Below are 14,082 nucleotides of genomic sequence, written 5' to 3'. Positions count from 1 at the left end.
GCCTTACAGGAAGGTGTTGAGGTTTTTCGACATGAACACCGATTGGGTGATCAAGATCTTGCGCTTGGCAATCTGGAAGCTGTCTCCCACAGCGCGGATCACATCCTCACGGCGGCCCACCAGCAAGTCGTTGTCTTTTTCGACCCGGCTGCGGTAGTTGACAAAGCTCGAATGCACGATGAACTCACCGGGCTGCTCGCCTTGGTAGACCTCAATGCCACTGACCACATGGGCGTGGCGTGTGGCCGGGTCTTCAGCCCAGGCGCTGGGCTGCTTGAAGCGGGTGATGCGGCGTGTCAAATCCAGCAGGCTGTCGTTGTAGAGCGCCCCACCATCGATTTGATAAGCCCCCTTTTTGTCATAGCGGCGGCGGTTTTCCATCGTCGGCATCCAGTAGTGGATGTCTGGGGCCAGCAGGGCCAGCCAATCGTCCCAACGCTCGTTGTCCAACAGGCGGGCTTCGCGGTACAGGAATTGCTCAATGCGGCGCTGGGTTTCAGCGTCCACAGACATTTCGGCTTGGGGTGTGGCGACGGCGTTCATGCGGCCTCCTTGGTGCTGGTAGTGGGCAGGGTGGGAACGTCACGCTGGGGCACGTCTTGCCATTCCTGCGCCTTCATCAGATCGAGCCATCGCTGGTAGAACGCGCGCTGGTTGGCCTCATTGATCTGACCACGGTAGACATTGCACGGCAGGTCGGTGTCGGTGATGCGGGTGTTTTGGCCCAAGCCCAAATACAGGTCTTGCTGGCGCGTGACAAAACCGGCATTGGTCTTGGTGCTGTATTCCCAGTTCTCGCCGTCGTCCATCTCGAACACGCCCGAGGGGCTGAAGGTCATCATGGTGCCCTTGCGCCACTTGTCCTTGATCTCTTGTGGAGCGTTCTTGTTGACAAACGTCCATGTGTGCAGCTCGATTTGGCCGGGGCCGCGTGGATGCCAAGTGCGGAAAGTGTTCTGGCCGGGCAAAAACGAGGTGTTGGGAAACAGCGTACACGACGAGATAGCACCAATCATCTTGGAGCGCACTTCACCCAAACGCTCTTGCACCTTGGGTTGCAGCACATACAGGTACTTCATCAACTCCTTGTCGCCCAGCGTGGCGCAGTTGCCCACGATGTCTTGGTTGAACTCCCAGCCGTGGCCGTTGAAGTTCACTTGGTAAGACTGCTCGGGGAACTTGTGCACTTCGGCCACCGAGCCGCCCACCATCGCTTTGGCGCCAGAGTCGTGCGTCCAGCCGGCGTGCAGGATGTCGCCGACAAAGTTTTCCGAGGCGTATTTCCAGTTGCACTGGATGACGGACTTGACGCAACCACCCACAAACTCGGTGCCGCCTTCGTCCATGTCAAAGATGGCATCGAGGTAGTAGCGGAAATCGCCCAAGTATTCAGCCAGCGAGGGGGCGTTGGGGTCGAGCGTGGCAAATATCAGGCCCTTGTAGCTGTCAATCTGTGCCACGGGGTGCAGGCTGTGCTCGTTTTTGTCCATCCCGGTGGCTTCATAAGCCTCGGAGGCGTGCATGCCCTTGAGCGCACCGTCAATACCAAAGGCCCAGCCGTGGTAGTTGCAAACAAATTGGCGCGCGTTGCCCAAGTCGGCAAACGTGACCTTGTTGCCACGGTGGGGGCAGGTGTTCAAGAAGCCACGGATGCTGTTGTCCTTTTGGCGCACGATGATGACGTTGTCTTCACCCATATAGGTCGAGACAAAATCGCCCGACTTGGGGATTTGCGATTCATGGCCGACAAACAGCCAGCAGCGGGCAAAGATTTTTTCCAGTTCCTGCTCGTAGATGTCGCGATCCCAAAAGATGTCGCGCGACATGCGACCCTTGTCCAGATCCATCATGCGATCCAGACGGGCAATGGCCTCGGCCACGGGCCGACGCTTGAGCCGCTCGGGCAGGGATGTGTTGTGTTGACTCACGTTGTTTGCTCCTTAAATGCCGCCAGCCGCTTCGTCGGCTTCCTGGCTCAAATCGACCAGTACATCGTCACCTTGCGTTGTCACCTTGTAAGTGCGCAACGCCACTTCGCAGGGCCAGCCCATAGGCTGGCCGCTGGGAATATGGAAAGTCCCGTCATGCACGGGGCAGGCAATCAGATCGCCATCGACGATCTCGCCCTCCGCCAGCGAGGCAGTGGCGTGGGTGCAACCGTCTTGGGTGGCATAAAAAGTGCCATCGACGTTGTAAACCGCCAACTCACAAGCGCCTACCACCTGCTTGCGCACCTGACCGGCGGGCAGCTCGCCCTTCTTGAACAAATAAATCGGTTGTTCGCTCATGGACACTCTTTCAGGCGTGCAACTGCACAAAGCCCAAGCCCGTCACCCATTCGGGCACGGCGGCGTAATCAATGATTTCGCCCTTGGCACCGGGCATGGCACCCATCGCACAGGCCCATTGGCGGATTTCCATGCCACCGTTGCCACCGTTGGCGAGGATGTAGTCGTCGCTCAGGGCACCGATACCGGCCAGATCACCACGCACGGCGTAGTCCATGATTTCGCGGTCAAAGGCTTCGTTGACCTTGCCCATTTCGGGCACACCCACCCAGTGGCTGATACCACCGCTGCCAATCACCACCACGCGCTCATCGTCGGGGCTGGCTTCAATGGCGGCCTTGATGGCACCGCCCACCTGAATGGCCCGCTGCATCTTGATAAAGGGATCGACCCCCGAGGCCAAATACACCGGAATCGTGCCGATTTTCTGGCCCTTGGCGCGCACCGGCTCAATGATGAGCTGGTTCGGAATCGCCACCGCATGGTCTACCGTAAAGGCGCGACCCACCGCCCAGTCAAAGCCGTTGGCATGACCATGCTCGGCAATAAAGCCTGCCAGCTTTTGGGTGTCAGGAATCACGCCCCGGCGCAAGCCAGGCAGGGGGTCAATCGGGCCATCCACATCGCCCGTACCAATCAGGTACTGCGGCAGGCAACCTGTGCCAAACAGCATGTAGTGGTCTGCACCAATCACCACCACGCTGGTGGCGTTCAGGCCCGCCAAACGCTCGGCACAGATGGCAAAAGCCCCCCACATGCGCTGCGCCACCGCTTCTTGCGGCGCGTTGGGTGCAATGAACATCACCGGATCGTGCGGCACCAAAAAGCCGCCAACAATTTTTCCCACAGCCAGTCCTTGGTTTATTGTTTGAGGGCAGCAGAGAACACCGGCTCTGTTGCGCTGGATTCGGGGCGCAGTGCCTGCATGTAGGCCACTGGCGAGCGATTGGGGGCGTTTTCTTGCCAAAAGCCCATCGTCAGCATCGGATGTACGCCGTGCTTTTGCAGGGCCGCCACATCAAAGGTTTGCACCCAATGGCGCTCTTGCTCGGTCAGGGCATAGCGGTCGAGCAGCTTGTCGCCCTCTTCCTTGAAGCGTTGCTTGATGCTGCGGTCAATACACAGTTGGTACAGCAGCTTTTCCACCACGTTACGGCTCATGGGGCGGCTCCTCTTACGCGCAGAAATCGCGCACCAGTTGCAAAAAGCGGGCGCGGTGCTCGGTTTGCACCCAGTGGCCGCACTGGCCAAACAGATGGAACTCAGCCTTGGGGATGGCATGGGCCAGCAACCAACCGCATTGCACTGGCACCACCTTGTCTTCGCGGCCATGCAGCACCAGCGTGGGCGCTTGCACCTTGGCCAGCACGGCTTCGGGGAAGCCCTTGAGGATGGTGGGGCCGTCGGGGTTGGGCTTAGGGATCAGCTGGCTCAAAGCCTCTTGGGCACCGGGGCGGGCGCTGGCCTCGTAGCGGGTGCGAACCATCTCTTCGGTGATGATGGATTGGTCAAACGGGAACAGGCGCATGGTGCGCTCCATGTTCTCCATCGACGGCTCATATTCGGTGGCCGAGCGCAGGCCGGGGGTTTGCTCAAACTCGCCCGCAGGTGTACCCAGCAGCACCAGTTTTTCGACGCGGTCGGGGGCAAAGGTAGCCAAACCAATCGCCAGCGCACCACCAAACGAGTTGCCCACAAACGAAGCCTTGTCGATGCCCAGCGCATCCAGAATGCCCAGCAGGTGACGCACCCACAGTTTCATGTCGTACTTGCTACCGGACTTGAACTCGGTAAAGCCAAAGCCAGCAATGTCAGGCGCAATCACGCGGAACTGGTCTGCCAAGTCGGGCATGACCTTGCTCCAGTTGGTCCAAGCCGACACGCCGGGGCCGGAGCCGTGCAACAGAAACAACGGATTGCCCGCGCCTGCCTCAAGGTAGTTGGTCTGGTGGTCAGCGGCAACGAGTGTCTTGCCAATGCCGGGATGCTGGCTCATGGGGTGTTTTCCTCCATACAGATGTGTATGTGTATGGAGCGTGATTTTGATTTATCTCAATATCGCGTCCTCTAGGGTTTTCCCTTATTCCCAAGCAAATAAATAACAAACACTTTATAAATCAATAACTTATAAATAAATTATCCGTATGGTTGAGCAAAGCCGTACACTACTGTTTGGATCGTTCGGGCTGTGTGTAATACCCCTAAAGGTCGGAGGCATCCCTAGAATGGCGCCCCGCTCCGCTCCTTGTTCCACAGACCCCATGCGCGCCATTTCTACCGAACCCCCCGAGGTGCCCGCCCCGCCGGCCAAAAGCCAGCTCACCCCTGCCGACTGGATTGCAGCGGCCACCCATGTGTTGCGCGACAAAAGCATTGATGCCGTGCGCGTGGATGTGCTGGCCAAAGTGCTGAACGTGACCCGTGGCAGCTTTTACTGGCATTTCAAAGACCGCAATGACCTCCTGGAGCGCGTGCTCAAGAGCTGGCGCGATGCGGCTACCGAACAAATCATCCATCGCTTTGAAAAAAGCGGTGCCACCCCCGAAACCCTGATCAAAGAGCTGCTGTCGCTGCCCTTTCGAGGCCAGTCGGCCCAAGACTCCGCATCGATTGAACTGGCTATTCGCGGATGGGCGCGGCGCGACGATCTGGCCCGCCAAGCACTAGAGGCCGTGGATGCACAGCGTCTGTCGTACATCACCCGCTGTTTTGAAGCCATGAGTCTGCCCCGGTCTGAAGCCCAGTTGCGGGCCTTCATGCTGTACAGCTACATGTTGAGCGAGTCGCTGCTGCGCACCCAAGGAACAGAAGACGAACGCCAAGCCCGCCGGGCCTTTGTCGAACACACGGTGCTGGCACGTTGCTGCCCTTGCTCCGAGACCGACGCCTCAAGCTCGCCCCAGGCTTAACCGGCTCGCCACGCTGGCCTGCAACTTGCTTGCCTCTGGGCCTCTTTACAGGCCCAAGCAATGCACACCATGAAACCCTTGCTGATCGTCAAGACAGGCAGCACTTTTGCGGAGTTGGTTCCGCAGATGGGCGATTTTGAGGATTGGATATGCCGTACCACTGCCAACATCCCCCGGCCCGTGGTCACTTGGGATGCCCAGCGGCAACCCTCTCTGCCTGATCCACTGGCTTTTGCTGGCATGGTCATCACTGGCTCCCATGCGATGGTGACAGACCAAGCACCGTGGAGCGAGGCATTGGTGCCATGGCTGCGCCATGTGGTGGCGCTGGAGCGGCCTGTGCTGGGGATTTGTTACGGCCATCAACTACTGGCCCATGCCTTGGGGGGAGAGGTGAGCTTTCACCCTGCGGGGACAGAAATTGGCACAACCTCGATTACCACGACTGCCGAGGCAGCTTTAGACCCTCTGTTTGGTGCTTTACCGCCCTCCTTTGCTGCGCACACAGTACACAGCCAATCCGTTGTGCGCCTGCCCAAGGCGGCGGTGCTGCTGGCCCACAATGACTTCGAACCCCACCATGCCTTCCGCGTTGGTGCCTGTGCTTGGGGGGTGCAGTTTCACCCAGAATTTGATGCCGCTGCCATGCAGGGCTACATCCGGCAAATGGCTGCCCCATTGAGTGCCCAAGGGTTGGACCCGGTCGCCCTGTGGGAACGCGTGCGCCCCACCCCAGAAGCCCAGGCTCTGTTGACTCGTTTTTGCCAACAACTGGCGGCCCACTCCCCGTGCCCCGGCCAGCCTTTTAGCGCGGCCACAACACCCACAGGCGCAGGTTCTGTTTGAGCCGTCCGGCAATGTCGCCCGCCTGCGTGCCCCAACCCGTGAAATAGTCGGCCCGTACCGCACCCACAATGGCACTGCCAGTATCTTGGGCCATCACCAACCGCTGGATATGGCCGGTAGGGCCACTGGAGGCCATCCACACCGGCGTGCCATAAGGGATGCTCTGGCGGTCTACCGCAATGGAGCGCCCCGGCGTCAGGGCAACCCCTTGGGCACCACGCGGGCCAAACTCCACATCCAACCCCTGCAAAGGCTCCTCTTTGAAAAACACATAGCGGGGGTTGCTCCAGAGCAACTCCTGCACACGCTGTGGGTTTTGTCCAATCCAAGCCCGAATACCGGGCCAAGAGGCATCACGGATCAGCCCTTGGTCTAAGAGCCAGCGGCCCACACTGCGGTAAGGGTGATCATTGGTGCCCGCAAAGGCCAAGCGCACCAGCCGCACCCGGCCATCGGGCTCGGTAATGCGCAAACGCCCTGAGCCTTGAATATGCAGTACCAAAGCCTCTATCGGATCAGCCACCCACGCAATGGCCCGCCCTTGCAAGGCAGCCTGTGCTTCGGGCAAGGTGTCAATTTGCTGGCGCGAATACCACGGCTTGCGCGTGCCCAAGGTGGCCGGGGGGCTGTACAGGGGCACACTGTAGCCCGCGCTGGGCAAGCGCGTGGCATTGAGTTCAGGCTCGTAATAGCCCGTCAGCAGGCCATCCACATTGCCACCATTGGCTTCCACCCGGTAAGGCTGCAAGCGTTCAAACAGAAAGGCGCGTTGCTCTTGTGGAGTGCCAATGCTCAGGCGGCGCACCTGTGGGCACAGGGTTTGAAAAGCCGGATGGGGCCGTTCACAACTGCGCACCCAGGCATTCCAGGCTTCGTGCAGGGCGTCCTCGTTCAGGCCGGGCAATTCTTGCCAAGGCACTGGCACCCAGCGGCTGCCGGGTTGGGCAATGGGGGGCACGCCCGGCAGGGCAGACGGTGCCATTGGCAAAGGGGCGGGCACCTGGTAGGGCGGCTCGGGTGGCGTGGTGGAGCAGGCCGTCAGCACGGCGGCCACCACAGCGGCCATGCCAAGGCGCAGGGATGCGATTGTCATGGGGGGCGATTGTGCTTGAACGCCTGCTCAATGGCTGTTGCGCAGCAAATTGGCTAATTCCACCGCCGATTTGACCTGCATTTTGTCAAACACCCGCGCCCGATGCACTTCTACCGTGCGCACGCTGATATCCAACTGGTCGGCAATCAGCTTGTTGGGCAGCCCCTCCACCACGCACTGCATCACTGCCCGCTCACGCTCGGTCAGATCAGCCAAGCGGCAATGCAGGCGTTGACGCTGGTGCAACTGTGCCAAGTGTTGCGCCGACTGGGCCAGCGCCTGCTCAATGCGGTCTACCAAGGCATTGTCAGAGAAGGGTTTTTCACAAAAATCAAAGGCACCACGCTTGACGGTATCTACTGCCGTGGGCACATCGGCATGGCCGGTCAGAAAAATCACTGGCATGGCCGCTACGGCACCACGGGCCAAGAGGACGTCAAACAAGGCCAGCCCGCTCATGCCCGGCATACGCACATCCAGCAACAAGCAGCAGGGCTGGGGGGCACCAGTGCGTTGGGCGAGCGCGGCCTCAAAAGCCTCGGCGCTGGCGAAGGTCTCGCTGGGCAGGCGGCGCGAGCGCAGCAACCAGGCCAGCGCCTCGCGTACGCTGGCATCGTCATCCACGATATAGACGGTGGCATTGGCAACAGGCTCCATAGTCTTAGGTGCTTTCTGGTTCGATCGCAGCGGTGGGCAGGGTAAAGGTGAATACCGTACCACGGGGCTGGTTGGGGGCAAAAGCCAGTGCGCCACCGTGTTGCTCTACCACGGTGCGGCACAGGCTCAAACCCAAGCCCATGCCCTCGGGCCGGGTGGTAAAAAAAGGCGTGAACAGGCGTTGGGCCACTTCGTCGCTCAGACCCACACCCATGTCGGCCACGGCAAACTCTAGCCAACTGCTGCCTGCACGGTCGGGGGCATGCCCCACCCGCAGCAGCAACACACGGGTCTCGATGTCGGGCGCATCCATGGCCTGCATGGCATTGCGGGTCAGGTTGAGCAGCACCTGCTCTACCATGGTGCGGTCACACCACAAGGGCCGCAAGCCGGGCTCCACATCCACCTGCACGCGCACTCCCAGTTTACGGGCCTGCAATTGCACCAGCGGCAGCACGGCATCCAACACCGTCTGTGCCGCCACACGCTCGCGCGATTGGTCACGACGGCGGACAAAATCGTGCACACTCTTGATGACACGGCCTGCCCGCTCGGCCTGGTTGGCAATGCGCTGCATGGCCATGTGGATATCTTGCAAATCATTCTGGGCCTGTGGTGGCAAAGTGGCACCCACTTCGGTCTGGACGGATTGCAGCAGGTTGAGTGAGCCATTGGCATAGCTGGCAATAGCGGCCAACGGTTGGTTAAGCTCATGGCTCAACAGTGAGGCCATCTCGCCCACCGTAGCCAGCCGGGCTGTAGCTTGCAGGCGCTCCTGTGAGGCACGGGATATCTCCTCCACGCGCTTTTGTTCACTGATGTCGAGAAAGGCACTCATCCAACCCGTATGCTTACCCACCGCATTGATGAGCGGTGCTTCAATGATCAGCACCGGAAAACGCCTACCGTCCTTGTGCATGAACACCGATTCAAAACCCTCACGCGGCGGTATGAGTCCGGCAGAACGGCCCGCTTGGCGCTGACGGTACTCCTCCACCAACTCAGGCGGCCAATAAGGCGCAGAAATGCTCTGACCCAGCAGCTCTTGGGCCTCAAAGCCCACCATCTCACAAAAGGCCGGATTCACATAGGTGATACGCCCTTGCAGATCGCGGGCGCGCAGGCCCGTAATGAGGGAGTCCTCCATTGCCTTGCGAAAGGCCAACGCATCGCCCAAATCACTCTCGGCCCGCAGGCGGCGGCGGTTGTCGCGCACCAGCACCACCAACACCGTGACCAGCGCAATCGACATGGCCGTCACCAAGGCGGTGAGCACATTTGGAAAAACGCTGGGCGGGGTGTGCCAGCGGTCCATGCGCAGCACCAAGGTGTTGCCAGGCAGATCCAGCAACTGCTGGGCCGTAAAAGCCCGACTGCCCCGGCGAGCAGCCCCCACCATTGCCAAACGGGTGCCATCGGCCTCGGTGAATGAAACCTCCTGGCGCCGGGCCAAGGAGTGGCCCACCAGCTCGGCCAATACCGCCTGCAAACGGTAGGTTGCCACCAAATAACCCACCTCCTGCCCTGCGGAGGTCAGGGGCAGGCACAGCTCAATCACTTCCGAGCCCAACCCATCACCGTGGGGCAAAAAATAACTGCTCGAATAGGCTGGGCCGTTCATGCGCCGGGCATTGGCACAGGCCAGTGCCATATCAGAATGGCTGTCTTCGCGTTGGCCCTGCGGCCATTGCAAAAACACAAAAGGCGACTCGGCATGGCCGTACAGCCTCAGGTCAGACGCCCGCCACTCAAGGCGCACCAGTTCACGGCGGTCACGCAACAAGGCTTGGCCTTGGACTTGCCACTCTGACATTGCCAATAACCCCGTCTGTAAGGCCAGCAAACTTTGCAGGTTGCGCGCCAAACCTGCCCGAATGTCGACCACGGCATCGGCGGCATCGCGTTCGAGCTGGCTTTGCACCACACTGGCCTCATAGCGACCGGCCAGCCACACCAGCGTGACCAGCATAGAGGCCACCAATCCCACCAGCAGAGTCCACAGCGACCAGCGCCGCCAAGTGCTGTGCCAATGGCACCAACGCCAACGGGCCATGATGGCTGTCAGTGCTGCCACAGGCCGAGGGGGCAAGGCAGGGCCGTCCACAGGGGGTGGATTGGGGCTCATGGGGCAGGCGAGGCCGTGGTGCCAGCAGCCTCGGCAGTGGCTGGGGCCGTGGACAAGGTGCCATCGGCCGCTGCTGCACGGCCACTGCGCGGCAAGCGGCTGACTTGGGGATCGGCCCAAGAGCCATCCACACGAAACTCCTGTGTGGCTACCGCCATCAAAGGGCCGCGCAAAAACATCTGGGCCAAAAAGCTGCCCAACCCCACTACTGGATTGATGGCGGTAGCCACCAACGAGGCGGTCATGGCATTGATCTCGGGCACCACCACCACATGCAGGTCTTGGGTTTCACGCTGGATGTCGGCCCGGCCCTCCATGAGCACAGCAGCATTCACGCCTTTCATTTGCAAGTTGTTGCTCATCGCCACACCTTGCTCAATGCGCACATCCCCCCGGACAAAGTCGAAGGCAAAGCCTTCGCTAAAGACATCCCGAAAATCCAAACTCAGACGGCGAGGCAACGATTGCAAACTAAGCACACTGAGCAGCTTGGCCAGCCCCGGATCGGCCTTGAGAAACTGCCCAGTCTGCACCTCCAAATGGATTTGCCCAGTCATAGAAGGATAGTCTGGCAACGAGGGGGCACCACGCCAAGACACTTGCCCCGCCATGCGCCCCTGGCCCCGGCGCACCACATCGGCCATGCCCAAGCGAGTCAACAGCTGACCCGCATCACGGATGTCCAGCGTGAAGTTGAGGGCGGTGCGCCGCAATGGCCCAGGCGAGGTGTGGCGTGCAGCTTCGGCAGCCCCCAGCAAGGCCCAGTTGCCACTGGCACTGAAAGTGGCTTCGGGCATGGTCAAGGCCAACTGTTGCAAGCGCCATTCACTTTGCGCGCCACTGTTGCCCCGGTTGCTGGCCTGCACCTGCAAACGCCCCAAGTGGCGTTCGCGCAGTTCAAAGTCATCCACCACAATATCCAACGCAGGCAAATGGCCCGGTTGTGCATCCAACAAAGACTCCACCTGGGTTGATGTGCTTTGGGGCAACTTCAGACGGGCCAAACGGGCAAACAAACGACCGTCTGCCCCCTGACTACCGCCAGGGGGATGGTATTCGACATAGCCACTGAGCTGTTCTGCATCCAGATTGAACTGCCACACGCCGCCCTGCTGTGAGCCACCAGCCACCACATCGTGCAGCGTGCGCCCTTGCATGGTGAGTTCACGGGCGCGCAGTGCCACCGTCTGCGGCCAATAGTCCAGCCCCGTTGCAACCGCCCCCCCCGAGGATGCACTCGGTGTGGCTGCCCAAACGGCCTCCCAAGCATCTGTATCTATTTGGGACAGCCGCACATTGGCTACCACCCCTTGGGCGGGCAAGGGGGGCACTTCATCACTGGGTAAACCCAAGGCGATCATGCCGCGCAGTACCTTGGGCTGTGGCCCGCTGATGTCACGCACATATTGCACCTGCCCCAGCGGCCCCCATTGCAGGGAGAGCTGTTCGTGCAGAGGGGCCGAAGGCTCCAGCGAGGCGGCGGGCAGCACAGTTTCTAGGCGCAACGGCACCGCCGTATCTGCAGGTTTGCCCAAGGGGGTGGGCAGGTTCAGGGCCATGCCTTGCAGACTGCTCTCAATCTGGAACTGGGGCGTGTTTCGGCGCAAAGTCATGGCCAAGGTATAGGGGGCCGTGCCGCTGGCGTGCTGCGCCAGTTGCGACAGCAACCCCAATTCTGGCGCCTGTTGCAAGCCTTGGGCTGACACGGTGCCTTGGGCGCGCAACTGAAAGGCCGACTCACTGACAGCCATGCCCTCAGCCGGCGGGCGCATACCCCCTTCGAGCCGCACCTCCCCTCCCAGTGTCTTGGCCTGCACCCCGCGCAAGGCAAAACTGTTCTCTGTGAATTCCACCGCACCCCGTGCGCGGGACAGCACAGGGGTGTGGGGGGTTATACGCACCTCGTTGCCTGCCAAAATCACCCGGCCCTGCACCTTGGTTTGGTGCAAGGCACTGATGGGCAGACCCAGCTTGAGGTGCAGATCGGCAGCACCACTGCCGCTGGCCTGGGCCAACGCATTGCCCATCAGCGCCTGCACAGGAGAGCCACGCAAAAACCCCAACAGTTCAGGCAATGGCCCCCGGGCCTGAGCCCCCACAGCCACCACGGTATGGCTCAGGTCGGGGATATGGGCTTGCACCTGGGTCAAGCGGGTCTGTTGCAATCCGGCAAAGCCACCGCTGGCCCCCTGCACCCGCATAGATGAACGCTCAAACACCAATTCACCTGCCAACCCTGTCAGCGCAGGCCAAGGCAACTCCCCCTCGGTTTGCAAGTGGGCAGGCACATAGGCATAGGTCACATCCTGAACACGCGCCGCAATGCGAAACTCGCCCTGCCGTGGGTCATTGAAGGGCATGTCATGCAAATCGCCCCGCACACGAAACTCCACATGGTTGGACGAACCTGCCACCACCGCATCGCGCACATAGTGGCGTGCCTCCTGTGGAATAGCCAAGGGCAGGTAGCGGTGCACTCTGGTGCCATCGGCCCGGCTCAGGTTGCCACTGAGGTCTAGCACCCCCGGAAAGCGCGACCGGCTGCCCGAAGTGGCCGGATCACTGGTGTGCCAACTGGCTTGCAAGGTGCCCTGTGCATCGGCGTTGGCAAAGCGGGTGTTGTCTACCTGCACAGCCAATTGGTTGTTGGCCACCTGCCAGCGCACCGTGCTGCTGAGTTGCTGCAATGGCAGCCAAGGGTCTTCAAACACGCCCGGCAATACCAGTGCGCCATCGCTCATCAGCACCGAGGCCTTGCCACCAGCTTGGGTCATCTCCACATCCACCGTGGCACCACGCAGGCCCAAAGGGGCATTGGGTGCCAGCACCTGCCCTGGTGCTGGCGGCGTGCCTGCCAACGCCAGCCCCCGCACCCGCCCACGCAATTGGTAGCTGTGCAACGCCTCAGGGTTGCCCTGCCAGCGGGCCTGCACCACTTCCACCAGCCCCTCAGGGGCATAGGTTTGCAATCCGGTATGCACCGGGCCGGGCAAGGGTAAACGGCTGGCAATACGGGCCAGAGCGGCCAAATCCAGCCGGTCGGCCTGAAACTCTCCCAGCGCCTGCTGGGCAGCGCCTGCCTGCACATAACGCAGGCGCACATTGCCACCCGGCCACCGCAAGCCCTCATCGGTGACAAATTGCAGGTTTTGGGTATGCAACTCCAAACCACCGTCGAGTTGACGCCCCCCCAAACGACCTTGCACCATCGGCAACACCAAAGGCATCAGCCCTGGCGCCGTGGTGGCACGCACATCTGCCAGTGCCACATCGGCCACACCGCCCACCACTTGGCCACGCTCTACATCCAGCCAAGCCCGTAAGGCTCCCCGGCCTTGGCTGACATCCATGCCCAAATCGGCGTGGTGGCGCAGACGTGAGACATCGACCCGCGCAAAATCTGCAAATACTTGCCCACTCCACTGCCGCCAGCGCCCACTGTGGCCCAACAAAAAAGGCTGCCGAAAGCGCCCCACCACGCTGAAACGCTGGCCCCATTCGGGCGGTGGCGTGGCATCCAACCGCAGCTGGTGACGCCAAGCACCGTTGCGCAGCACCACACTGATGTCGTGCAGGGCCAGTGGGGGAGCCCCGCGCCACTCATCGTGCCAATGGAGGCTGCCGCCCTGCACCACCACTTCGGGCTGAGAAAACAGCCAATCGGCCCCAGCACTGTCGTCTGCGGTGGTGTCAGGCAAAGCCAACCCTGCCACCCACAGGCGGCCATCTACCGCACGGCGCACATGCAGCTCGGGCTGCTCAATGTAGAGTTGTTCAAACCCCAGTCGCCACAGCGAGCGCGGCGACAGTGCCACCACCACACGCGGCAAATGCAGGGCTGGATGCTCCTGATCGTCCAGCAGCACCACCTCGCGCAACTCGATGGAGGGCACCAACAGCCCCCGGCTATGGGCGGCCACCGTCCCTATCTGCACCGTGGTGCCCAACATCCGGCTAGCCTGTTCTTGCAGCAGCAGACGATAGTCGCCAATTCGCGGCACAATCCAGCCGTGCAGCACGGCCCAGGCCAGCGCCAACAACAGCACTGCCAACAGACACAGACGTAGCGACCACCGCGCCAATCCAGCCATCCAGCGGATTAGGCGTGTGGGGGGCAAAGCTGGGTCATTCATGGCGGGCCGGGCAGAGGTGGCGGGAATTATG

At 61.1% G+C, this 14,082-nt stretch carries 12 protein-coding genes; 2 read left to right on the top strand and 10 right to left on the bottom strand.

Annotated elements, in window-relative coordinates:
- Positions 1 to 3: 3 nt before the first annotated feature.
- Genes ACYVB2_RS12465 through ACYVB2_RS12440 form a run of 6 tightly spaced genes read right to left on the bottom strand, consistent with a single transcriptional unit; the run spans position 4 to position 4,284 of the window.
- Positions 4 to 543: a 3-phenylpropionate/cinnamic acid dioxygenase subunit beta gene (locus ACYVB2_RS12465; RefSeq protein WP_382433402.1), complete on the bottom strand. Its 540-nt coding sequence runs from the start codon at positions 541 to 543 to the stop codon at positions 4 to 6.
- Positions 540 to 1,928, bottom strand: coding sequence for an SRPBCC family protein (locus tag ACYVB2_RS12460; protein ID WP_382433404.1), 1,389 nt, complete (start codon positions 1,926 to 1,928; stop codon positions 540 to 542). The genes ACYVB2_RS12465 and ACYVB2_RS12460 overlap by 4 nt, the downstream gene beginning before the upstream one ends.
- A 12-nt stretch (positions 1,929 to 1,940) precedes the next feature.
- Positions 1,941 to 2,288, bottom strand: a complete 348-nt coding sequence (locus tag ACYVB2_RS12455; protein ID WP_300077967.1) for a non-heme iron oxygenase ferredoxin subunit — start codon at positions 2,286 to 2,288, stop codon at positions 1,941 to 1,943.
- 10 nt (positions 2,289 to 2,298) lie between these two features.
- Positions 2,299 to 3,135, bottom strand: a complete 837-nt coding sequence (locus ACYVB2_RS12450) for a DODA-type extradiol aromatic ring-opening family dioxygenase (RefSeq protein ID WP_382433406.1) — start codon at positions 3,133 to 3,135, stop codon at positions 2,299 to 2,301.
- Between the two features lie 14 nt (positions 3,136 to 3,149).
- The gene (locus tag ACYVB2_RS12445; RefSeq protein ID WP_382433408.1) at positions 3,150 to 3,449 is read right to left on the bottom strand and encodes a hypothetical protein; all 300 of its coding nucleotides are present in this window, start codon (positions 3,447 to 3,449) and stop codon (positions 3,150 to 3,152) included.
- Positions 3,450 to 3,462: 13 nt separating this feature from the next.
- A complete protein-coding gene (locus ACYVB2_RS12440) occupies positions 3,463 to 4,284 on the bottom strand; it encodes an alpha/beta fold hydrolase (RefSeq protein WP_382433410.1) in 822 nt (273 codons plus the stop codon).
- A 265-nt stretch (positions 4,285 to 4,549) separates the two neighbouring features.
- Here ACYVB2_RS12440 and ACYVB2_RS12435 point away from each other — a divergent pair, with 265 nt between their 5' ends.
- Positions 4,550 to 5,197, top strand: a complete 648-nt coding sequence (locus ACYVB2_RS12435; protein WP_382433412.1) for a TetR/AcrR family transcriptional regulator — start codon at positions 4,550 to 4,552, stop codon at positions 5,195 to 5,197.
- Positions 5,198 to 5,266: 69 nt separating this feature from the next.
- Complete coding sequence (locus ACYVB2_RS12430; RefSeq protein WP_382433414.1) at positions 5,267 to 6,043, top strand: glutamine amidotransferase; 777 nt, start codon at positions 5,267 to 5,269, stop codon at positions 6,041 to 6,043.
- Here the strand turns inward: ACYVB2_RS12430 and mltA are convergent.
- Genes mltA through ACYVB2_RS12410 form a run of 4 tightly spaced genes read right to left on the bottom strand, consistent with a single transcriptional unit; the run spans position 6,003 to position 14,051 of the window.
- Entirely contained in the window at positions 6,003 to 7,136 is a 1,134-nt protein-coding gene (gene mltA, locus ACYVB2_RS12425; protein WP_382433416.1) for a murein transglycosylase A, read from the bottom strand. The two genes, ACYVB2_RS12430 and mltA, sit on opposite strands and share 41 nt — an antisense overlap.
- A gap of 27 nt (positions 7,137 to 7,163) precedes the next feature.
- A complete protein-coding gene (locus tag ACYVB2_RS12420; protein ID WP_382433418.1) occupies positions 7,164 to 7,793 on the bottom strand; it encodes a response regulator transcription factor in 630 nt (209 codons plus the stop codon).
- 4 nt (positions 7,794 to 7,797) lie between these two features.
- Positions 7,798 to 9,918, bottom strand: a complete 2,121-nt coding sequence (locus ACYVB2_RS12415) for a two-component system sensor histidine kinase NtrB (RefSeq protein ID WP_382433420.1) — start codon at positions 9,916 to 9,918, stop codon at positions 7,798 to 7,800.
- A complete protein-coding gene (locus tag ACYVB2_RS12410) occupies positions 9,915 to 14,051 on the bottom strand; it encodes a YhdP family protein (protein WP_382433422.1) in 4,137 nt (1,378 codons plus the stop codon). Before ACYVB2_RS12410 ends, ACYVB2_RS12415 begins: the two co-directional genes overlap by 4 nt.
- Positions 14,052 to 14,082: the final 31 nt, after the last annotated feature.

Source organism: Giesbergeria giesbergeri, assembly GCF_054779375.1.
The sequence above is the reverse complement of the archived record's forward strand: the minus strand, read 5'-3'. Positions and strand labels throughout refer to the sequence as shown.

What these genes read in the sequence shown, in the direction of transcription:
- ACYVB2_RS12430 (WP_382433414.1), top strand. Translation starts at nt 5,267, where the DNA reads ATGAAACCCTTGCTGATCGTCAAGACAGGCAGCACTTTTGCGGAGTTG.
- ACYVB2_RS12415 (WP_382433420.1), bottom strand. Translation starts at nt 9,918, where the DNA reads ATGAGCCCCAATCCACCCCCTGTGGACGGCCCTGCCTTGCCCCCTCGG.
- mltA (WP_382433416.1), bottom strand. Translation starts at nt 7,136, where the DNA reads ATGACAATCGCATCCCTGCGCCTTGGCATGGCCGCTGTGGTGGCCGCC.
- ACYVB2_RS12440 (WP_382433410.1), bottom strand. Translation starts at nt 4,284, where the DNA reads ATGAGCCAGCATCCCGGCATTGGCAAGACACTCGTTGCCGCTGACCAC.
- ACYVB2_RS12465 (WP_382433402.1), bottom strand. Translation starts at nt 543, where the DNA reads ATGAACGCCGTCGCCACACCCCAAGCCGAAATGTCTGTGGACGCTGAA.
- ACYVB2_RS12410 (WP_382433422.1), bottom strand. Translation starts at nt 14,051, where the DNA reads ATGAATGACCCAGCTTTGCCCCCCACACGCCTAATCCGCTGGATGGCT.
- ACYVB2_RS12445 (WP_382433408.1), bottom strand. Translation starts at nt 3,449, where the DNA reads ATGAGCCGTAACGTGGTGGAAAAGCTGCTGTACCAACTGTGTATTGAC.
- ACYVB2_RS12420 (WP_382433418.1), bottom strand. Translation starts at nt 7,793, where the DNA reads ATGGAGCCTGTTGCCAATGCCACCGTCTATATCGTGGATGACGATGCC.
- ACYVB2_RS12455 (WP_300077967.1), bottom strand. Translation starts at nt 2,288, where the DNA reads ATGAGCGAACAACCGATTTATTTGTTCAAGAAGGGCGAGCTGCCCGCC.
- ACYVB2_RS12435 (WP_382433412.1), top strand. Translation starts at nt 4,550, where the DNA reads ATGCGCGCCATTTCTACCGAACCCCCCGAGGTGCCCGCCCCGCCGGCC.